This is a genomic window from Nocardia sp. NPDC041819, from assembly GCF_055590505.1.
The window spans coordinates 15,691-36,545 of the sequence record NZ_JBVJAP010000006.1; the positions used below are offsets into that span (position 1 = coordinate 15,691).

The 20,855-nt window shown below is 64.5% G+C and carries 17 protein-coding genes and 2 pseudogenes; 12 read left to right on the forward strand and 7 right to left on the reverse strand.

The window, feature by feature from the left end; all coding sequences use genetic code 11:
* The first annotated feature begins 174 nt into the window (after window positions 1-174).
* On the forward strand, window positions 175-1,623 hold the full coding sequence (gene ltrA, locus ACZ6DL_RS19050; protein WP_466052727.1) for a group II intron reverse transcriptase/maturase: 1,449 nt from the start codon (window positions 175-177) through the stop codon (window positions 1,621-1,623).
* 283 nt (window positions 1,624-1,906) lie between these two features.
* Here ltrA and ACZ6DL_RS19055 read toward each other — a convergent pair whose 3' ends face one another.
* Entirely contained in the window at window positions 1,907-4,843 is a 2,937-nt protein-coding gene (locus ACZ6DL_RS19055; RefSeq protein ID WP_466052729.1) for a helix-turn-helix transcriptional regulator, read from the reverse strand.
* 798 nt (window positions 4,844-5,641) lie between these two features.
* Between ACZ6DL_RS19055 and ACZ6DL_RS19060 the strand changes: the two genes are divergently transcribed.
* The 6 genes from ACZ6DL_RS19060 to ACZ6DL_RS19085 all read left to right on the forward strand — a co-directional run bounded on the left by ACZ6DL_RS19060 (window position 5,642) and on the right by ACZ6DL_RS19085 (window position 10,670).
* Window positions 5,642-5,989 carry a hypothetical protein gene (locus tag ACZ6DL_RS19060; RefSeq protein ID WP_396946193.1) on the forward strand — a complete coding sequence of 116 codons (348 nt, stop codon included), beginning with the start codon at window positions 5,642-5,644 and terminating at the stop codon, window positions 5,987-5,989.
* Window positions 5,990-5,994: 5 nt separating this feature from the next.
* Window positions 5,995-6,705 (forward strand): maleate cis-trans isomerase family protein, encoded by a 711-nt coding sequence (locus tag ACZ6DL_RS19065; protein WP_466052731.1) that lies wholly within the window; start codon window positions 5,995-5,997, stop codon window positions 6,703-6,705.
* Complete coding sequence (locus tag ACZ6DL_RS19070) at window positions 6,702-7,838, forward strand: FAD-dependent oxidoreductase (protein WP_466052733.1); 1,137 nt, start codon at window positions 6,702-6,704, stop codon at window positions 7,836-7,838. The genes ACZ6DL_RS19065 and ACZ6DL_RS19070 overlap by 4 nt, the downstream gene beginning before the upstream one ends.
* Window positions 7,839-7,848: 10 nt before the next feature.
* The gene (locus ACZ6DL_RS19075; RefSeq protein ID WP_466052735.1) at window positions 7,849-8,640 is read left to right on the forward strand and encodes an aspartate/glutamate racemase family protein; all 792 of its coding nucleotides are present in this window, start codon (window positions 7,849-7,851) and stop codon (window positions 8,638-8,640) included.
* Window positions 8,637-9,614 carry a porphobilinogen synthase gene (hemB, locus tag ACZ6DL_RS19080; RefSeq protein WP_466052736.1) on the forward strand — a complete coding sequence of 326 codons (978 nt, stop codon included), beginning with the start codon at window positions 8,637-8,639 and terminating at the stop codon, window positions 9,612-9,614. Before ACZ6DL_RS19075 ends, hemB begins: the two co-directional genes overlap by 4 nt.
* Before the next feature lie 267 nt (window positions 9,615-9,881).
* The gene (locus ACZ6DL_RS19085; RefSeq protein ID WP_466052737.1) at window positions 9,882-10,670 is read left to right on the forward strand and encodes a hypothetical protein; all 789 of its coding nucleotides are present in this window, start codon (window positions 9,882-9,884) and stop codon (window positions 10,668-10,670) included.
* 241 nt (window positions 10,671-10,911) lie between these two features.
* Here the strand turns inward: ACZ6DL_RS19085 and ACZ6DL_RS19090 are convergent, their stop codons facing one another.
* From ACZ6DL_RS19090 to ACZ6DL_RS19105, 4 genes and pseudogenes are all read right to left on the reverse strand, one after another.
* Window positions 10,912-11,637 (reverse strand): hypothetical protein, encoded by a 726-nt coding sequence (locus tag ACZ6DL_RS19090; RefSeq protein WP_466052739.1) that lies wholly within the window; start codon window positions 11,635-11,637, stop codon window positions 10,912-10,914.
* On the reverse strand, window positions 11,637-11,891 hold the full coding sequence (locus ACZ6DL_RS19095; RefSeq protein ID WP_466052741.1) for a hypothetical protein: 255 nt from the start codon (window positions 11,889-11,891) through the stop codon (window positions 11,637-11,639). Before ACZ6DL_RS19095 ends, ACZ6DL_RS19090 begins: the two co-directional genes overlap by 1 nt.
* A gap of 146 nt (window positions 11,892-12,037) precedes the next feature.
* Window positions 12,038-12,181: pseudogene (locus ACZ6DL_RS19100) on the reverse strand (general stress protein); the annotation flags it as partial.
* 786 nt (window positions 12,182-12,967) lie between these two features.
* Entirely contained in the window at window positions 12,968-13,264 is a 297-nt protein-coding gene (locus ACZ6DL_RS19105; RefSeq protein WP_355078074.1) for a putative quinol monooxygenase, read from the reverse strand.
* Window positions 13,265-13,745: 481 nt separating this feature from the next.
* Between ACZ6DL_RS19105 and ACZ6DL_RS19110 the strand changes: the two are divergent.
* From ACZ6DL_RS19110 to ACZ6DL_RS19125, 4 genes and pseudogenes are all read left to right on the forward strand, one after another.
* A pseudogene (locus ACZ6DL_RS19110) lies at window positions 13,746-13,958 on the forward strand (alcohol dehydrogenase catalytic domain-containing protein); the annotation flags it as partial.
* A gap of 70 nt (window positions 13,959-14,028) precedes the next feature.
* Window positions 14,029-14,598, forward strand: coding sequence for a zinc-binding dehydrogenase (locus tag ACZ6DL_RS19115; RefSeq protein WP_466052743.1), 570 nt, complete (start codon window positions 14,029-14,031; stop codon window positions 14,596-14,598).
* 499 nt (window positions 14,599-15,097) lie between these two features.
* Window positions 15,098-15,721 (forward strand): TetR/AcrR family transcriptional regulator, encoded by a 624-nt coding sequence (locus tag ACZ6DL_RS19120; protein WP_466052745.1) that lies wholly within the window; start codon window positions 15,098-15,100, stop codon window positions 15,719-15,721.
* An 82-nt stretch (window positions 15,722-15,803) separates the two neighbouring features.
* A complete protein-coding gene (locus tag ACZ6DL_RS19125; RefSeq protein ID WP_466052747.1) occupies window positions 15,804-16,436 on the forward strand; it encodes a TetR/AcrR family transcriptional regulator in 633 nt (210 codons plus the stop codon).
* A gap of 136 nt (window positions 16,437-16,572) precedes the next feature.
* On the opposite strand, the gene ACZ6DL_RS19130 is transcribed toward ACZ6DL_RS19125, so the two are convergent.
* A complete protein-coding gene (locus tag ACZ6DL_RS19130; RefSeq protein WP_466052749.1) occupies window positions 16,573-17,799 on the reverse strand; it encodes a PucR family transcriptional regulator in 1,227 nt (408 codons plus the stop codon).
* 642 nt (window positions 17,800-18,441) lie between these two features.
* Window positions 18,442-19,104, reverse strand: a complete 663-nt coding sequence (locus ACZ6DL_RS19135) for a TetR/AcrR family transcriptional regulator (RefSeq protein WP_466052751.1) — start codon at window positions 19,102-19,104, stop codon at window positions 18,442-18,444.
* 175 nt (window positions 19,105-19,279) lie between these two features.
* Here ACZ6DL_RS19135 and ACZ6DL_RS19140 point away from each other — a divergent pair, with 175 nt between their 5' ends.
* Window positions 19,280-20,677: an ABC1 kinase family protein gene (locus tag ACZ6DL_RS19140; RefSeq protein WP_466053262.1), complete on the forward strand. Its 1,398-nt coding sequence runs from the start codon at window positions 19,280-19,282 to the stop codon at window positions 20,675-20,677.
* The last annotated feature ends 178 nt before the right edge of the window (window positions 20,678-20,855 follow it).

Genomic DNA, 20,855 nt, shown 5'->3' on the forward strand with positions numbered 1-20,855 from the left:
TCCGGGACCCGTCCGCCGGCCAGGTGGTCGCCTTCCGGATAGACGCGTCGTCCGTCGACGGTTCGGTGGTGGGGCGGAGGACCCGTAGTAGTCCGAGGGCGGGAAAGCCGTCCACATGGCGAAGGGGTCCAGCGGGTTCACGCACGCGACGTACTGCAAGGGATGGAGACGCTGGTGAATACCGGTGAGCCGTGGCCTGACGCCGATCTGGCGTGGCTGCGGGTACGACGGATGCAGACCAAGCTGCACCAATGGGCGGCCGATGATCCCGGCCGCAGGTTCGATGATCTGTTCAATCTCGTCTGTCACCCGGACTTCCTCGCCGTGGCTTGGGACCGGGTCGTGGCCAACAAGGGCGCGCGCACGCCGGGGGTGGACCGGGTGATCCCGGCGTTCATCTCCGATCAGGCCGACACCGCAGCCTTCCTGAGCGAGACGCGGGAGCAGTTGCGATCGCGGTCGTTCACCCCGCTGCCGGCGCGGGAACGTCTGATTCCGAAGCCCGGGCAGCCGGGGAAATTGCGGAGGCTGGGTATCCCGTCAGCACGGGACCGGCTGGTGCAAGCGGCCCTCGTGCTGGAGCCGATTTTCGAGGCGGATTTCAAGCCGGTGTCCTACGGCTTCCGCCCGAAACGGCGCGCTCAGGACGCGATCGCAGAGATTCATGCGCTGGGCACCCGGAACTACCAGTGGGTGTTCGAAGCTGATATCGCTGCGTGTTTCGACGAACTGTCGCACTCGGCCGTCATGGCCGGGCTGCGTCGGCGAATCGGTGACAAGCGGGTTCTGGCCCTGGTGAAGTCCTTCCTCAGGGCAGGCATCCTGCCGGAGTCCGGGCAACTCCGGGGAACAGCATCGGGCACGCCCCAAGGTGGCATCGCGTCACCGCTGCTAGCCAACATCGCCCTCTCGGCACTGGATGAACATTTCTACGCCAAGGACGATCACGGCACGCGATGGCGACGCGAAACGCACCGCAAACGCGGAGGGGCGTTCTACCGAATCGTCCGCTACGCGGACGATTTCGTCATCATGGTATGCGGCTCCCGCGAACACGCGGACGCGCTCTGGGACGAGGTGAGGCAAGTGCTGGCCCCTTTGGGGCTGCGCCTGTCGGAATCGAAATCCCGGGTCTGCCACGTCGACGAGGGATTCGACTTCCTGGGATTCCGCATCCAACGGCGACGCAGGAAGGGAACGAACACGTGGGCGATCTATACCTATCCGTCGAAGAAGTCACTGCTCTCGGTGATGGGTAAGGTCCGGTCGCTCACGGCCAGGACACGACATCGAACGCTCGAAGCCCTGCTGCGCCAGCTCAATCCGGTGCTGCGGGGATGGTGTCAATACTTCCGGCACGGCGTCTCCAAAACCACGTTCGGCTACCTCGACGCTTTCACCTGGAGGCGGGTAGCCAGCTGGCTTCGCAAACGCCACAAACGGATCAACTGGAAGCAGCTCTACCGACGGTTCCTGACCGGCAGGCCCGGGAACCGCCCGGCGGAGAACGGGGTCATCATGTTCGACACCACCACCGTCGAGCTCACTCGATACCGGTGGAGAGCGAGCAACATCCCCACACCATGGAACACGAGCACGGCAACAACTCCGGTTGCTGTCTGAACCGCGGGAACCCGTGGAGCGCCGGATGCATGGAGACATGCACGTCCGGTGCGGCGGGCGGTCCGGGGAAACGGACCGGGAGCAATCCTGGCACCGCGCCCCGGACCGACCCACCATCACCGGGGCCGGGAACTGCTCCGCCATCGGCACGCTTGTCGAGCGCGCGACCGGATTCGTCATGTTGCGCTCCCTCGCACGATATCTACAAGGAATTTCAGGCGCGGAACACCAGCCGAGTAGCCGCGCGGACCCGAGCATCGGACCACATGGCCGGCGCTGCAGGTCATGTCCGAGGCTGAATGCGTTCGCTGGCCGCCAGGGCGGCGAGTTCCGCCCGTGAGGAGACGCCGAGCTTGGTATAAAGGCGGGTCAGATGGGCCTCGATAGTCTTCTCGCTCACGTAGAGTTCCTGTGAGATCTGGCGGTTCGTCCGGCCGAGTACGACGCGGTCGACGATCTCGGATTGCCGCTCGGTCAGATTGCCGAGCCGCACCGTGGTCGCGCGGGAACGGCTTCGTGGTCCTGACGTCTGCCGCTCGCCTACCCGGTGTAGAGCCAGGCGAGCACGCTCGGCGAGCCGTTCCGCGCCACAGAGTTCGAATGCCAGGAGCGCTGCGTCGAATTGGGCTTTCGCCGCGGTGAGGTCGTGCAGATCGGCGAGCGCGTGTCCGAACAACAGACGAGCACGGGCCGCATCCAGAGCAGTGCCGCTGGTGGTGTACTCGGTGACGGCCTGCTCGGCGTTGTCGGCGGCCGCCCGTACCTCCTCGCGGGTCAGTTGTACGTGCGCGCGGCAGTATCGTGCGTCGCCGAGCCGCATATGCATCATCGGCATGCCGTCGACGATCGTTTCGACGCGTCGAGTCGTCTTCTCCGCGGCGTCGATCCGTCCGAGAGCGAGTTCGGCATCGACCAGATACCGATAGAAATGTGGCATGAGGGTCGGGTATATCTCCCCGGGTACCTCGCTGACGATCTTGATGAGTTCCTGGCGCCCGCGGCGATAGCGGCCGGCCTCGATCAACGTGGAGCCGTAGACCAGCGGTGCGTGCCAGGCGTATAGGGCATCGGGCCTCTGGGCGTTGAGGCGCATGCTGAGCGCGCCGGACGCCAAGGCTTCGGTGGTGCGGCCCATTAGTGTCAGCACCCAGCCGCGGGTCGCCTCGGTCAGCGCCATCAGCGGCGAATTGTGCAGCAATGATGCGGTTTTGGCGGCGTTCGTCGCGGCGGAAAGGCCGATGTCGAGTCGACCCTGGAGCAGAAGTCCCAGCGCCCGCAGATGCTGGAGCTCGACCAGATGCCTGCCGTGTCCGGTGTCGCGGCACAGCCGGATGCCCCGATCCGAATGCGCGACCGCATTACCCCACCGCTCCATGGAAATCTCGGCGTAAGCCACGTCGGTGAGCCCGTCCAGCAGCGCCGGCGCGATCTCGGTGTCGGTGAGGGAGTCTAGCGCCGAGACCGCCTCGTCCAGATACCGGCCACCGTCGCTCAGTGACTGTCCACAATGCAGGGTACCCATGAACGCGCTGGCCGCCGTTGCCACGAGATACAGCCACCGGTCGTCGCGCGCCGTGGTCGACTGCTGTACCTCCGCCGTGAGCCGGGCCGCCTCACACCAGTCATGCATCATCAGGTGGCTCTTCGCCAATTGCAATCGGAGGCGGGCAGCCTCGAGACTCCCCGGCACGCTGAGCGACAGTGCCGCGGTGAGTAGCCGCCGTCCCTCTGTGGCATTGCCCAGCCCCTGCTCGGTCAAAGCGATCTGTGCCAGGACCCGGACGCGATCGCCGGCTTCGTCCGATGGAACGAGTTCCAGCGCCTGCCGCAGCACATCGCTGCATTCGTCCAGACGGCCGGTCGCGCTGAGTGCATCGGCGAGCGCCATGGTCAGCGAAAGCCGCCGCCGCGCCGGGGCGTCGTCAGGTAGCAGACGCAACGCTGCGCGGAACCAGCGCTCTGCCGCGAGTGGTGCGCGCGGCGCAGCAGCCATCCCTGCTTCGGTCAGCAAATGGATGACATGCTCGTCTCCTACCTCCCCGCAATGTTCGAGGTGGAGAGCGCGTACGGACACCGCCGCGCCCCGCCGGGCCAGCGCCGCTGCGGCCCGGTGATGCGCTCGCCTCCGCCAGGCGTATCCGCTGCGCTGGTAGATCGCTAGGTGCACGATGGGATGGCGGAACGCGAGCCGTCCAGGCGCTCCTGTCTCGTTCATCAGCCCCACACGAACCAATTCGTCTGTGGCGCAGTGTGCCTCGGCCTCGTCCAGATCGGCGACCTCGATGGCCAGCTCGAGGTCGGAGAGTTCGCCCGTCACAGCTGCGGATTGCAGCAGCAAACGCGCATTCGGCGAGAGGGTTCGAACTTCCTGCTCCAGCGCGAACTGGATCGCAGGGGGCACACCCGACGGGTCGACAGCATCGCCAGGGCCGCCCATGAACCCGCTGCGTCCGTCGTGGGCGTGCGCCAATTCTTGGAGATAGAACGGGTTGCCGCCACAAGAGCGATACAACTGCGCCAATTCGATGTCGTCGAGAGGGTTGCCGGCGAGCAGTTCAGCGGCTTCTTCCAGGGACAGCGGACCGAGTTCGAGCACGGCCATGGTGCCGTTGCGGGCAGCGCAGGCCAGGACCGAGCCGTGCGTGTCCGGCAGTCGCCGGGAACGATGGGCCAACAGCAATGCCAGCCGGGGTACCCGATGGCGCAGGAGATGCGCGATCACCTCCAGCGAGGCGTAGTCGGCGCAGTGCACGTCGTCCAGCACGAGCAGCACTGGTCGCCATGCCGCCAGATGGTGTAGGACCCTCCGCACGGCACGGTGGCAGCGGTGCCGCTCGATTTGCAATGGCGTCGACAGGGGGGACACCAATGCGCTCAGCGACGGAAGCAGCCATCCCAGTTCCGCGAGCTCTTCGGCACAGAGAATTCGCAACTCCGTCCGGCGCAACTCGCCGAAGGGCTGATCGAGGGCATCGATCATCATGGCGTAGGGAATCTCGGGTTCCAGCTCGGCGCCTTGTCCGTCGAGTACCTGGAAACCGAGGGCTTCCGCTTGCACCGACGCTTCACGGAGCAGCCGCGTCTTGCCGATGCCGGGTTCGCCGGTCACCGAGATCACCGATGTCCCTCCCTCTCGCACGGCACGGAGGGCCGCGTGGAGGCTGCGGATCTCCGCCGCACGACCCACCAGTGGCCGGACATCTCGTTCCGGCAAGCCCACCGATATCTCACCTCCGGGCGATCGACAGCTCGGTTCGCCTAACCATCCGAGCTATGCCGGTGCATCGTAATCGGACCGAGTTCCGCTGTCGCACCGTAAGTATTCGCAGGGATGGAACGTCGAGCCCGGCTGCCACTGATCTATCGCAATGCCGGCGTCCACACCGGGTATGCAGTGCCCTGTACGGAAACACGGTCGTCACAAAGGGTTGGTCGCGTGTGCGGCCGCTGTGCCGATCGCGTCTGGATGGCGGGTGAAAGTGTGGGTCGATGCAACGCCGATGAAGGACTCGAGGGGTTCAGGCGCTCTGCGGGCAAGCTTGACGCCACATCGTAGATTCCTCGGATCGATGTGGGTGTGCGACTGTCCCGCGCCCAGGCTTCCCCCGCCCGCAAATAGGGTTTTCCCTACTACGTCCGACTGCCGTCGGTGCCCGATCCTTGTTGTGGCGATACGGCCGAATCCCTGGACCTGCCAAGGCTCGACAAGTTTCGGCATCCACGGCGTGTCCTCGCACCGGACTCCGCTGGTCGCCTGTGAACGTCTGGCCAGCATCCTGCTGCCCAGCGCCGATACTCTTTAGGAGCGCCGGATGCACGTTGATTCCTGTCGGCCTCGCCAACGCGTCGCGAACCAGGCCTGGCGCGAGCGAAGACTCCTCGTAGCAATCGAGCCCGACGTGAGGGCGGCCCACCAGCCCCAGGACGAGTTGGCAGCGATGCCGGCCCGCGCGGTTTGCGAAGTTCTCGGCAAGGAGGCGCGACAGGCCGCGACGGGCGCCACGTGGCCGGGCCACCGATGAGCACGGCGGTGCTGTCTTCCACCGCCGCAGCACGGAGCGTCTGGATGAGAGCGTTCGAGCGGGACGCGGGCACCGATTCCGATCAGGCTGCGGCCGTCGGCGCGCCGGAAATTCTGTCGTCGCTGTGGAACTGGGCGGCGGCCGTTCGTGAGGCAGAGTTGCGACGCTTGGACAACCGGGTGCCTGGACTCGACGCCGGCGCCCGCAAAGAGGTCGAGCGAGCCATTCAACGGGTTGTAGAGGGTCTGTTCGGCGATCTCGGATCTCGGTTGGCCCGCGACGCCGCTCTCGTCGATGCGATCCACGTGCTCTTCCCACTCGACATCTCAGGAGGCAAACGATGACCAGAGTGGGTGTCGTGGTGCCACCGGCCAACCCGGCCGTGGAGCCTGAATTCGCACGTCTCCTGGCTACGCGCGCGGACCTCTACGTCACCCGCTTCCCCGTACAGCCCGGCCTCTCGCTGGCCGAGCGCTTGGACGCCTACAACGGTGCACTGCCCGACATGATCCGCTCGTTCGGCAGTCTTCCGCTCGATGCCCTTGTTATGGCCTGCAGTGGTTCACGCTATCTGCTGGGCCCGGCGGAGGACCGGCGCCGCTGTGCCGATTTGAGCGCAGAGTTCGGGCTGCCCGTCGCTTCCGCTACCGAGGCCACCAGGCGGGCGTTGGAACATCTCGGCGCCGGGGCTGTCACGCTGATCTCGCCCTATCAGCCGTGGCTGACCGCCCGCGCCGAAGAATTCTGGACGGCGGCGGGCGTGCGGATCGCCCAGCTTGTGCCGGTGAAGGCAAGCCGGCGCTTCGCGCCCTACGAGATAACCACGGATCAGCTCGTCACGCAGATCGAGCAAGCCGGGGTGGCGCGGGACGCGGTGCTGTTGCTGACCGGCACCGGCATGCCGACGCTGCGCGCCATTGCTCGGCTGGCGGAGAACAACGCGCGAATCATCCTGACCTCGAACCTCTGCGGTGCCTGGTGGGCGCTGACCAGCACGCGCCAATGCGCCATACTCGACGGCACCGAGCGGAACGCCTGGGCCGGACAGGCCGCGCCATGACTGCCGATGTCATCGTGGCGGGCGCCGGGCCGGTTGGGCTGGCCGCGGCGCTCACCCTCGCCAGGGCCGGGGTGTCGGTGCTGGTCCTCGAATGCGAGGCCGCGCTGAGAACCGGCTCGCGTGCCGCCACGATCCACCCCGCCACGCTCGACCTTCTCGATGACCTGGAGGTGGCCGCGGAGCTGGTGGCGCACGGCGTGATCGTGGATCGCATGCAATGGCGCGACCTTTCGGGAACCGTATTCGCCGAAATGACGATGGCCGCGCTGAATGGCCTAACCGGCCATCCCTTCCGATTGCACGTGGAGCAGGCAGTGCTCACCCGGTTGTTGCTCGATGCTCTCGAACCATACCCGGAGGTGGTTGTCCGGTTCGGCGCTCGGATCGAATCCGTCACCGACACGGGCCCGGCCGTAGAGGCTCGGACCTCGAGCGGACGAGAGCGGGCTCAGTATCTCGTCGCGGCAGACGGCGCACACAGCACCGTCAGGACCTCGCTCGGTCTGTCGTTACGGCGGTCGGTCTATCCGACGCACGCACTGCGAGTCTTCACCCGGTCCCCACTCGATGAACTGCTTCCGGGGCTTGCGCCGGTGACCTACATCCGCGACCCGGTCCAGTCCTGCAGCCTGTTGCGATTGCCCGACCACTGGCGGATCATTCTCAGGCTGGCCCGCGGCGAGCCTCTACCGCAGCGTGTGGCCGGACTGGAACTCAGTGACCTGGACGTCATCGGCGTGCACCGCTACCACCTGGCCGCGGGGGTCCTCGACGCCTTCCATCACGGCCGGGTGCTGTTCGCGGGTGACGCCGCGCACGTCACATCGACCGCAGGCGGTCTCAACATGAACGCCGGCCTCCACGACGCTGTCGATCTCGGCAGAACACTGGCCGGTGTGCTCGCCGGGCCCGCATCATCGTCGGCCTTGGCAAGGTGGGCGCGGCGCCGTCACGCGGTCCTGATCGACCACGTCGTCCCGGCCAGCGAAGCGAGGGTTGTGGGCGTGCAAGACGGTGAGGCCGCCCGATTGCCCGCCGCCGTCGCCACTGTGCAGGCCATCGCCGCCGACGATGAAGCGACGAGGGCCTACCTGGCCGAAGCCTCCATGCTCGACACAAACTCCTTCGAATAGGCGAACTGACATGCGAATACGGTTCCAAAAACACGCGGTCGAGGGGCGCACGCCGCTGCTCGACAAGCTCTACACCAGCCATCTGACGAGAGTCTCGGCTCCGGGCACTACGGTCGAAATCCGCACCCTGCCCCCACTGACGTATGCGACCGAGCTGCCCGAGGAGTTGGTCGGCTACGGTTCACTCGGTCTGATGTTCGGCGACTACTTCGCGCGCACGGCCGTTTCCGCCGAACGGGATGGCTGCGCCGCGTGGATCAGCGGTGCCGGCCAGGACCCTGGACTCGCCGCCGCGCGCATCCGGACCACCATCCCCGTCGTTGGTTACGGAGACGCGACCTGGCATGCCGCCCGGCAAGAGCGGCACCGGCTCGGCGTGATCGGCTTCATTCCGCATCTGGCCGAGCCGATCACAGACAACATCTCCTCTGCCGGCGCGACTTTGGCCTCCTACCAGGTGATAGATGACGGTGCTGTAGTCGTTTCCCGAGCGCTGGCCGAGGATTTCGATCCGTTCGTACGGGCGTACACTGCCGCCGCCGAACGGGCAGCGAAGGCAGGCGCGCAGTGGCTGGTGCCCGCGGAGGGCATCCCCAACGAGCTGCTCGTCCACTTGCAGATCCGGCAGCTGTGTGGGCTGCCGGTGATCGACCCCGGTGGGCTGGCGGTCAAGACCGCCGAACACCTGGCCGGCTTACGTGATCTCGGCATAACCGCCAAGGCCGCGTCCGGATACTGGTACCGGCAGCCATCCCGGGGCGTCGTGGAGCACGTCGAGCGGTCACTGGAGGCTACGTCATGAACTTTCCCGTGGTCCGACCACGGCGGCTGCGTCGCACCGCCGCGCTTCGGAGGTTGGTGGCCGAGAACAGGCTGCACCCCTCCGATTTTGTCCAGCCCCTGTTCGTGCGTGAAGGCATCACAGAGCCACGGCCCATCCCCGCGATGCCCGGCCAGATGCAGCACACACGCGAAAGCCTCCGCAAGGCGGCAGCGACCGCGGTCCAGGCGGGCGTGGGCGGCGTCATGATCTTCGGCATACCCGATGCGAAGCATCCGGACGGCCGTGGCGCCTGGGACGAGCGCGGCATCGCCCAACTGGCGATTGCCGATGTCGTGGCTGAAGTCGGTGACGCGGCCGTGGTGATAGGCGACATCAATCTCGACGAATACACCGACCATGGTCATGTCGGCCTGCTCGGGGCCGACGGCGACGTGGACAACGACGCCACGCTGCGGGCGTACACCCGAACAGCACTGGCACAGGCCGAAGCCGGAGCTCACTTGGTGGCACCGAGCGGCATGATGGACGGTCAAGTCGCCGCCATTCGCGCCGGACTCGACGGCGCGGGACATGAGCGCGTACCCATTCTCGCCTATGCCGCCAAATACGACTCAGCCTTCTACGGGCCTTTCCGTACGGCCGTCGAATCCTCGTTGGTCGGCGGTAGGTCCACCCACCAACAGGACCCGGCCAACCTCCGCGAGGCACTGCGTGAGGTGCGGCTGGACGTCGAGGAGGGCGCTGACCTGGTCATGGTCAAACCCGCTGGACTCTACCTCGACGTTGTCCGCCGGGTGGCCGACACGGTGGATGTGCCCGTTGCCGCCTACCAGGTTTCGGGCGAGTACGCCGCGATCGAGGCCGCTGCCAGGCAGGGGATGCTGCACCGTGAGCGGGCGATCGAGGAGAGTCTCACCGCGATCCGCCGTGCCGGGGCACGCATCGTCATCACCTATTGGGCCACCGAGGTCGCGCAACGACTTCATGGATAGCTACAAGGAGAGTCGCAGCGGTGGCACGGCTCGAAGTGACACCGCTACCGCAGCAACCCGCACCGACAGATACGCAAGGACAAGATCCCCGACGGCAGCTTTCGGCTGGACTCGGCCGTTTCCAGGCCAGAGACCACATCGACACACAGACATCGGGCGACGGGTGCCAGGAGAAGATGAGGAAGCTGCGGCGGCCAGACCGAGGGGTTTGTCTTGCTGGTTAGATCCGACTGGATTGCACGGGCATACGCCCGATTCGCCCAGCACTTGAGCAACGAAATCGAAAGACTGGCAAGGGCGGATGCCGAACACGGCGTCAGACCCTTCGCCAAGGAAGCCTCGGGTGCGGCCAGGGTGCTTTCCGACGCCGACAGAGGTCTTCGGCACGCTTTCGATACCGGCGACCCGTCGCTCCCGGGTCCGCTGTCGCACTCGGGATCCACCTCGCCGGATCGCTTCTACAACGGAGCACGGCTGTGGCAAGTCGATCAAGTGTTTCCCAGGGCTTTTCGCAGAGACGAAACCGCAGCCGAGGAAGGCTATATTCGCACAGCGTCACACAGCACCGCCGGAGACGTTGTCTATCTGACCGACGGCACCGACATCGCCGGCGTGTACGGAACGATCACGAGCTGGACCGATGTCCGTGACGGCACGATGCGGTTCCACCCCGCGGGCATGGTACTGGGTATCGACGCCAACCGTATCCGGCTGAATCCGATGCTCGAAGAAGGGCATTCGGCAGCCAACTTCATCGAAGGTGTCAGCGACCGCGTATTCACCACCCCGGGCCGCGTCGACACCTCCAAGATCGTCAGCGTGAAATTCCAAACCTACGACGACATCATCACCAACCCCGAGGTAAACCTGGTCGCCGACGGGTTCCCCGGCTTCGACGGCCTTGGGCAGGATTCGCTACGTGACCCCGCGATAGTCGCCGATCGCCTGACCGGCATCGCCGAAGCCGTGCGCAGAAACTACCCGACGATCGATGTCACCGTCGGCTCCAACCGCCTCACCACCGACGAAGCCATCCGAACATTTCTGGCAACGTGAGCAAAGCCCTGGCGTTCTCGGTCCGGCTCTTCATATACCTGATGACACGACAGCTGCGGTCGACCGCGGCGAACTCGGTGTGGCGACGATTGAAATCAGCGCGTTACGGCAGATCGCAAGAAATTCGTCGTCTCGCAGCAGGCCGATTTCATCGCATGGATCGCCACGACGGTCGATTGATGCCCGGCGCTACGGTAAGGAGCTTGCCGGCTAGCCCGGCGATTCGGGATCCGGCCGGGGTTCATACCGCCATCGTCCCCTGATTCCGCGGATTCCGCTGTAGCTGGGGCATAGGGACGGGCTCGGGCAGCACCGTCCCCTTGGGAACCAGCGGAATCGCCGGCGTAATTGGACCGAACACGTATTTATCGCCCAGGTCTTTTTGTGCGCGCTCGAGGACATCGATTGCTCGCTGGAGCGTTCGCTCGACGGCGAGGACAAGTTGATATTCCGCGTAAGAAGCCAGAACATCAGTGGAAGGGCGTTCGATGTAAGCGGCAGGCACTGTTCGCTCGAGGCTGGCCGCGTTCAACACGTCTTGCAACCGATGGACCAGGTCTTGAATTTGCTTCAGCGCCGCCGAACCTATCGTGGCGACCTCTCGAGCGGTGGTGATGACCGTGCCGTCCGTGCCGCGCCACGCCGCTGAGCGACTTCGGAGAACATCCTGGGAGCTCGCGTACGATGCGGCGGCCGACCCGTTCGGACTGGTAGCTCCGGCCTGCAGCAAGGGGGGAGCGGCGGGTGGAACCACTGGTGGCGGTACCGCGTATCGCGGAGTGCCCAGCGTATCAACCAGATCCTGGAATACTCGCCGGGCGGCGACTATGTAGTCGGCGAGAGCCTTGGATGCCCGGGGTGGAGGGTCGAGCGGCACCTGCCAGCCCTTGGGGGGTGCTATAGGCGACGGCCCCGGGGATGGTGAGGGCGTGGGACCTGTTTTGCCCTTCGACGAGTTGATATCCATCAAGCCACCTTGTGCCGACGATTGAGATCGTATAAATAGCATCTCACAAGAACCGCAGAGGAAATTTCCCAGAAATGGGGGTCGCGGCACAATCGAAGTGGTCCAACTTTGGGAGTCTCACCGAAGTCGATGCCCTCCGCGGCGAGTGCTTCTACTCCGGCGGCGATCATCGCCTCGGCATTCGAATGTAGGCAGTGACCGAATAACGCCCGCATTTGCGCTGCGGTAACCATCTCACCGGCCTTTGCGTCCATGCGCGGCAGGACAGAGCGGAGACTGGTAATGGGTAGTTTCAGTTGTGTGGGAGTGTGCTGAGGTTCAGTGGATAGCGGTGGGAGCATGCGAGTTGAGTTTCGAAATTACGTGAGCTCGAAATGAGGGTTCGCATGGATGCGGCAGTCGCTGCTCGGTCGCCCGTGAAATGGTGGTCGGAGAGGTAGTCGACGGCGCTTTCAGCGTCGGCGTAGTTGTCGAACGTTGCTATTGCCTGGCGGGCAGGTTGGTTCGGACGTATCGGCGAGGTTCCACGATTGGACTCTGCCATCGCGCCCCTGGGCGTCGATGATTCGGTGTTCGCCGAGCCGGCGCGAACCAGTTCGGCGTGTGGCCGGTCGGTCAACCGCTTGAACTCACGGGCGGCTCAACCGCTGAAAGTTCTTCATCCGCCTGTAGGCGTCGACAGAACGGGAGGCGGTGGCGTTCCCAACCCGGCTGGGGCATAGAAGTGCCGGAACCCGCTCGAGGCGGCCGGTGCGCGCACTCCGGGCATCAGCCACTACTCCGGTGCTTCCACGAGTAGAACTCCGATACGAAAGATCGGGACTGCTGAGCGGTGTGACAAGGTCCCAGCAGGTCGAAAGTGGGAAGCCAACTACGCCACACAGTGTAGCCACGGGAGCACCGGGAGTCACGGGCTCCATGTCCGCTCGCGCCAGGAACGGCGGCCACCAGCGCGAGGACTCCACCGCCGAGGCATCGTCATCCTGCGCATGGCCAACGCCGTTGTCGTCGACACCACCTGGCGAGGCCGCCCCCGACGCCTGAGACGCCCCATCGGACACATGCTGTGCTCCTACGCCCACCCGGCACCAACTCCGGACCGAACCCACGCCGATTTGAGTTGCTTTGGCCTGGTGAGCATGGTGGTCGTGGAGGATGTCCCGAGTTGCGCGGAACTTTGGTGGCGGCCCGGTGACCATCAGGCTGCGCTCACCTCGTCGTTGCGCACCGAGAATCCGACAGGTTCGGCGGACTCGCGTGCCGAAGTTCGCGGTCGGGTGGGTGACGCGGGTTCTGTCGAGCTTGCGGGCGGGCTGTTTCCAGCGGGGGTTCAGAGCTTGTTGGCGAGCACGTCGAGGTTGCTGATTTCGGGCGGCGCAGCGAAGAGTTCGTCGGCGCGTTCGCCGAGGGCCTTGCCGACCGGCCCATTGAGATGTGTTTCGCGGGCGGCCTGGTCTGGGAATGCGTCGATGATGCCGAACGTCGAGGGGCCGAACCGTACCGCGAGCCAGGGCTTCGTGCCGGGCTCCTGCTCGACGAGTGGCAGCGCCGATCGCAGGAATTCCACGACCGCGTTTTCCTTGCCGGGTTTGGCTTCGAGTCGGACCAGCAGCGCCTTGGTGGCCATGTCGGGTCTCCTGTTCGAGGTGGTGGACATGATCCAGCATCACACCGTCGACCGATGAAGAGAAGGAGCCGAGCCCACAAATCAATGAGACCGATGTCAACCCCTAGCGATCGCGGAGTCGAAAGAGGAGACTCCAGGGTGGAGAGAATGACGACGCCTGGAATGCACCCACTGCTTGTTGTCGATGACGCGAAACATGGTGGTGTGCCTTAGTTTTGGTGTGTTCTTTCCGTTGCGTGCGCTGTCGCGTCGGCTGCCCTAGCAGAACGGTTCGTTCGTTCGGTCGGTCACACGTAACCGCCTGTGGCCGCCGGGCGGCAACCGGAAACGCCGCATGTAAGGGAGTAGCGAGATGAAAGCGCTTGTGTACGACGGGCCCCGTGAGGTTCATGTGAAGGATGTGCCCGATGCGAGGATCGAGCAGCCGACCGATGTGCTGGTAAAGATCACCAGCACCAACATTTGCGGGTCGGACCTACACATGTACGAGGGCCGCACCGATCTGGAGCCCGGGATGGTCCTCGGTCACGAGAACTTGGGGATCGTCGCCGAGGTGGGCAATGCGGTGGTAAAGGTCACCGCCGGGGACCGGGTGTGCCTGCCGTTCAACATCGGTTGCGGTTTCTGCCGAAACTGCAAGGAAGGATTGACCGCGTTCTGCCTGACGGTGCATCCGGATCCGAAGATGGCGGGCGCCGCGTATGGTTTCGCCGGGATGGGACCGTTCTGGGGCGGACAGGCCGAGTATTTGCGGTGGCGATTCGATGGTGGTCTACGGGGCCGGCCCGGTGGGCTTGATGGCGGCATATTCGGCGATGATCCAGGGCGCGAGCAAGGTGATGATAGTGGACCGGCATCCAGACCGGTTGCGCCTGGCCGAGCAGATCGGCGTCATACCGATCGACGACTCGAAGGGCGACCCGGTCGAGCAGGTGCTGGAGCAGACCAACGGGCACGGCGCCGACAAAGGTTGTGTGTGCGTCGGCTATCAGGCTCATGACCCGCAGGGAAATGAGGATTCGGCGATGACCATGAACCGGCTGGTCGATTCGGTGCGGTTCACCGGGCACATCGGCGTGGTGGGCATCTTCTTGCCGCAAGACCCCAACGCGCCCGACAAGCTGGAGAAGAAGGGCAAGATCGCCTTCGACATGGGCAAGTTCTGGTTCAAGGGTCAAAAGGCCGGAACCGGGCAGGCCAACGTCAAGCACTACAACCGCCAGCTTCGTGACCTGATCCAAACACTCACGCACAGCCGAAGAGTACGACAAAATTACTGCCCCCGACGGATCTTCAACCCCAAACTCACGACCACCGGGGCCAATGACGGATAGATATCCGGAATCGGAATCGTTATATAGGCCGCATTTGGATCTTGAAGTGCGGTCAGACTTCTGATTTCGCAATGTAATTAACTCGATCTTCACCTCCGATCGGGCCTCCGGCGGATATTCTTTGGCGACGACTCGGTACCAGGCCGGTCGAATTCGGGCCCCGGGAGCCAACCGTAGCCAGGCTTGTGGGCCTACACCCGCCCCGCCCCGAACGCCACGGCGCCATACCGAGTGGCTATGCCCCCACGCTCGCTGTGAGTCTTCGGGTGGCTGGCCTGGGACTGGCTGACCAGTGTAGGCGGCGGTCGCCCGTCGCGAAAATGTGACTCATGCAATTACTGGGCCTACCTAGGTGCCCTTCGGTTGGACTTGCCGTCACGGAGTAGGAGCGCCTGCCCCAGTCGTCGCTTCGTTGCGGCAGTTCCGGGCTGCGGCCGCTGGTACAGACCGTAGAGTTGGCGACGGTGATCTTCCCGGCGACAGCAGGCAGGAGTATCTAATGCCGCCGAACAGTGGGACCCGTCGTCCGACACAGGAACGTGCGAAGGCAACCCGCGAGCATATCCTCGATAGCGCCGCACGCCTGTTCGGAGAACACGGGATCGCCAACACTTCCATCAACCGGATCGCCACCGAGGCCGGAGTGAGCGTCGGCACCGTCTACCGCTACTTCACCGATCGCACGGTCATGGTGGACAAGCTGATCGAGCGGCTACTGGAAAATGCCGAACAACGCTTCACTCAGCATGTCTTCGGCCTCGCTGGGCAAACCACCGCAGAGCTGATGGTTTCCATCTTGGAGGTCATCACCGACGAGTTGAGGGACAACGCCCAGTTGATACGTGCGCTCTCGGTCGGCGTCTCGTTCTATGACACCGGCATCCCCGAACTCGAACTGCGTCTACGGCTTTTCGCCAAGGTGCTGGTTATCCAGCTCCTCGGACCGGGCGACGACCACAAGTACGACATCATGAGCATCGTGTTGATCAATACCGGGATCGCGGCAGCGCTCCGCGCGTCGGTGCTCGAGATCGACACCCCGCAACGTCAACAGGCTCTCAGCATCACCGCGCGTGCGGTCGCGGCGTGGGTCGAGTCCGAACGCACGCAGGACTCGGTATGACGCAGGTTGAACGCGGAACAATCGGCGCACCGTCAGGTCGCACTACACCGGGCCTCCTGCGCCGGCAGACAGGAGCGGGTACGTGACCCCGGCGAAGAAGGCGACTCGTCGTCCGACACAGGAACGCGCGAAAGCCACCAGGGAGCATATCCTCGATTGTGCCGCACGCCTGTTCGGGGAACACGGGATCGCCAATACCTCGACCAACCGGATCGCCGCCGAGGCCGGGGTGAGCGTCAATACCGTCTACCGACACTTCGCCGACCGCGCGGTCATGGTGGACGAACTGCTGGAAAGGCTGCTGGAAAGTATCGAACAGCACCTCATTCGCAGCGTGCCCGATTCCGTCGGCAGTACCGTTCTCGAGCTGGCCGTCCGCATTCTCGAGTCCATAACCGACGAACTGGTGGCCAACGCCTCGCTGGTGCGGGCGCTGGCGGGAGGGCTGGCCTACTACAACAGTGGTCTCCCGGAATTCGAACCACGCCTGCGCGCGCTACTGGAAGTTCTGCTGATCCGGGTGCTCGGCCCCGGAAATGAAAATGGCCATGACGCAATAGCGTTCGTTCTGATCAACGTCGGTTTCGCGGCGGCAGTCCGCGCCGCGCTACTCGACGCCGATATCGGCGAGCGCCGGGAAGTCATCGTCATGACCGCCCGCCTGATCGCGGCAGGAGCCGAAGCCGAAATCGCGGCGTTGTCAAGCTTCGGATAACCACCACCACAATTAGGCTCCGGAGCTGGCCGCTCGGCTGCGTTGCGGTCATATTCAACGACTGACAGCTCGTGCGCAAACCTGCTCACAACAAGAGGCAGGCAGATGAAGAGGGCGAATATGTCCGCCTGGCTGTTCACACGGCGTCGACATGGATATCGGGATGGCTGCGCTTGCTGAACGTGCGGGCGATGAGCGCCGAACGTAGCTGCCACACACCCGACGTGGTGGTGGGATCGAGTCCGGTGACCTGGCTGATGCGCCTGAGCCGATAGTCGACAGTGTTGGCGTGGATCTGCAACGAGCGGGCGGTGCGTTGGCGAATGAGGTTGTTGCTGATGTAACTCCGCAAGGTTTGGAACAGCTCGGGATGATCGTCGAGGGAGTCCAGCAGCGACCCTAGAGCTTCACGACCCGGCCCCGGCCTGGTCAGCTGGTATTCCAGCGCCATATCGGCGAAACGATACAGGGCGGGGGCACATTGCAGCCGTCGCACCATGTCGAGCAGCTCGTGAGCGCGATCGGCCGCACCGGGGACTCCAGTGGCCGACGCGGTGACAACAACCGCTGTCACCGGTACCCGCGCGGCCGCCGACAGCTGGGCGAGCAGTTCGTCGAGGCGCTCGTCGCTCAGCGTCACAGTCGGGATCAGGATCGTCCCGCCGTCCACACTGAGCAGCGCGAGTGCATGCTCGCCGCAACGGGTAGCGAGTTCGGCCTGCAGGCGGCGCAGCTTACGGCGGGCGACGACCTTGCCGTCGAGCATCGGATGCTGCTCATCCGGGTGGTTCGGAACCTCCACTGCCAGAACCGAATACTCCTCGGCGATGCCTACTCCATCTGCGCGGACCATCGCGGCGGTGGTGTATCCCCCCAGCAGTGCGGAGGTCAGAGTGTGAACGGCGGTGTGATGTTCACTGACCGCCGCCTTGGACTCACGGACATAAACACGGGCGACAGTGGCGCTCATGATGTCGAGCATTTCCACAACCAGTTTCATGCCGTCCACCAGACTGGTGTAGTCCTTCACCGTCCCGTTCGAGAAGACGAGATCCATACCCAGCTTCAATCCTTCATGGATGGAATGCAGGATCGTGTCGATCGGGACGCCCTCCCGGGCCCAATCGGCCGCCGCATCGGACAGCCGACCAGTCTTCGCCGGAATATCCTGCCCGTCCAGCATGCTGACCGACAGCTCGAGGCAGAACCGGGCAACGTCGTCACCGGGCAGCATGGCGGTCGACACGTTGTCGATGGAGTGCCTGGCCAGCTGCCGAGACGCCCCCTGCACGCCCCGTGTGGGTATTGGCATCGGTTCGCCCGAGACGGTCGATCCATTCCGAAGTGCCCCGTTGGTTGTCATCGTCGACTCCCTTCCGCCCAGTTGCTGCGGCTCTACTGGCCGATGGTGCGTTCGGCCGCCGCGCCGAAAAACTCCCACGCCGCACGCATTCGACCTGCGGCCCTTGATCGGTTGGTCCAACGATAAGAGGATGTCGAACTCACCTTCCACTCTTCTTTGCCCCACCCCTCGACATCGGTGAATAACGGCATTAACCTGCGGCGTAGCACCGTTGGTCCCGGCAGTCGAAGAAATTCTGCGGCGATCATGCGAGACGTTTGCTCACTTTTTGCGGTAGCGCTCACAGGTCGAGCGCGTAGCGCGCGTCGGCCAGGAGTTGGGCGATCCTGCTGCCACTGGATCCAGCTGTGGACGCCAGTCGTCGCAGTCCGAGCAGGGCGGAACGACGGATTCGGTGCCGACCACAGATCGTCCATCAGATCGCAGAAGATCGAGCGGTTGGCGATGAACGCCGTTGGACGGATTTGTTGCCACCCTACGAGCGCGGACGGGGCGCTCGAAGAGCGGTGAACTGGTTGCACACCGAACCTGCGAGTGCGGCCGGACGAGTTGGCCAACCCGGCCACCTTCGATTCCTGGCCGATCGGCACACACTCCCGGGGTTACTCGCAGGACGCGCCGAAACAGTCCTGGCAGCAGGGCTCAGGGTAGCGACGTCAGTCGAGCTGCCCGTACTTCAGTTTCGAGCCATGCGCCAATCATCTGAGCGGTCATCGCGATGGCCTCGCGGCGTTTGTGGTCGTCGACCTCCTGGGCCGTTGTGCGCAGCACCGCCGCGAAGCCGATATTGATCAGCACGTACGCCATCACATCATGCTTGTGATCGTCTCCCGGACCGAGGAGCTGGATCAACAGCACCTTGACCAGCGGACGCAGACGCAGTTCGAACTCGGGAATCCGGCTGCCATTGGATTGCATTTCGCCGCCCAGCGCGCGCACCAGATGCGCGTTGGCGACCAACTCTTCGGCCAACAGATCCGATATCTCCGTGGATATTCTCGGAACCGAGGGGTGCAGCTGGGTAATCCGGCGCTGCGACAAGTCGGACACCCAGTGTGTGAAGCGCCGCTCCGCGGTTTCGAGAAGGCGCGCGAGCAGCTCATCGACGATCGCGGTCCGATCGGGGAAGTACCGATAGACCGTGCCGATACTCAACCCGGCCTCCGCCGCGATCCGGTTCGTCGAGATTTCAGCGATTCCACACTCACCGAACAACCGCGCCGCGGTGTCGAGTATCCGCTCCCTCGTCTCCTTCGCGCGCCGCTGGGTCGGACGGCGGCGCTGTCGGGCGGCTCTGTGCGGCATCACACTTCCCTGGTTTCGGACTGAAAAAGAGCTGTGCTCACTTCACCTTCAGCTGTCGATTATCACTGCCGCGTCTTGTAAGTTGTTAGACCGTTGAATCGACGGCCGACGTCGCGGGAACGGCCGACCTCAGCGGCACGCGATATTGGTCATGGGCTGGCCCACGGAGGTGCTGATGGCGGACGGTCAGCTGTCCAGAGGTCGACTGGCGCGGGGCACTCGGCTGGGCCGACTGGTCGCGGCGCAGGCGGCGCGTGGAGTCGGGACCCGGTTGTCCATGATCGGCCGGCCGGACGAAGCCCGGCAGATACTCGCCGAACGGTCCGCTCTGCAAGCCGCGCAGCAAATGGTTACAGTGCTCGGCGGCATGAAAGGTGCGGCGATGAAGCTGGGCCAGATGCTGTCGGTTCTCGATGTCGACCTCGTCCCCGAATCCCACCGTGAACTGTTTCGGGTGAAGCTCGCCGAACTTCGAGATCGCGCACCGGAGGTTCCGTTCAGGGCGATGCGGAAGGTCATCGAGGGTGATCTCGGGCCGATGTCCCGAGTGTTCGCCGATTTCGAGGAGACGCCGGTGGCCGCAGCCTCGATCGGCCAGGTGTATCGGGCGAAGTTGCATGACGGACGCATGGTCGCGGTGAAGGTGAAATACCCCGGTGTGGACGAGGCCGTCCACGCGGACATGCGCAACTTGCAGTTGTTCGCCAAATTGTGGAGATCCGTGTTGCCGAGCGCAGCCGACGCCGCCGTCCTGGACGAGATCGCACGCAACATCGGCGGTGAACTCGACTACCTGCGCGAAACGCGGACTCAGCATGCAGTCGCGTCGCGCTTCCACGAACATCCTTTCATCACCGTCCCCGACAGCGTCGGAGAACACTGCACGCACCACGTCCTTGTGACAGAGTTCGTCGAAGGTAGGTCCTTCCAAGAGATGCAAGCTCTGCCTGGAGCCGACCGAGATCGGATCGGTGAACTGATCTACCGCTTCTACATCGGTTCGCTGTTCTCCGACTACGAGTTCTGCGGTGACCCGCATCCCGGCAACATCCTTCTGGACGGGAGCGGTCGCCTCGCCTTCGTGGATTTCGGGCTCTATCACCGGATGAACCCCACGGACGCCGAATTCGAGCGCGCGTCCCTGCTCGCCGCCGGGGAACACCGGGCCGAGGATCTGTACCAGGCGTGGATCGGCCGCGGCATCATCGACCCGGACGCGAGCGTTACACCACAGGATTGCCTGGAGTACGTGTGGGCCGCCTCGGGCTGGCAGTTGCTCGACGAGGAGATCACGATCACCCCCGAACTCGCCACCGCGGCAGTGGTGCTCGCCGTCGACCCGAGGGCGGACGAATTCCGCGGTATGCGGCATCAACTGCTTCCGGCCGAGCACGTGTTCTCCAAGCGTGCGGAGTTGTTCACCTTCGCTGCACTCGGTCAGCTCGAGACGACCAACAACTGGCATCGACTGGCCCGGGAGTGGCTCTACGGCGAGCCTCCAGCAACCGAGATCGGGCGGGCGACGGCACGGTGGCGAGCCGGGCGACTGTCGGGCCCACCTTCCCGCCGCTGACCCGGCCCTCATCGAACTGCGGAGAGGTTGAGCCGCGTCTCGACACATCTTCACCGATGTTCCCGGTCGGCAGACGACGGGTGGCGGTGCCACGCCCTCGCGGTGTATCACAACAGCGCGGGCAGTGGGGAGATGGTCACGCATAGGAGTCCAGCCGGACTCCGAAGGGCACCGCGTT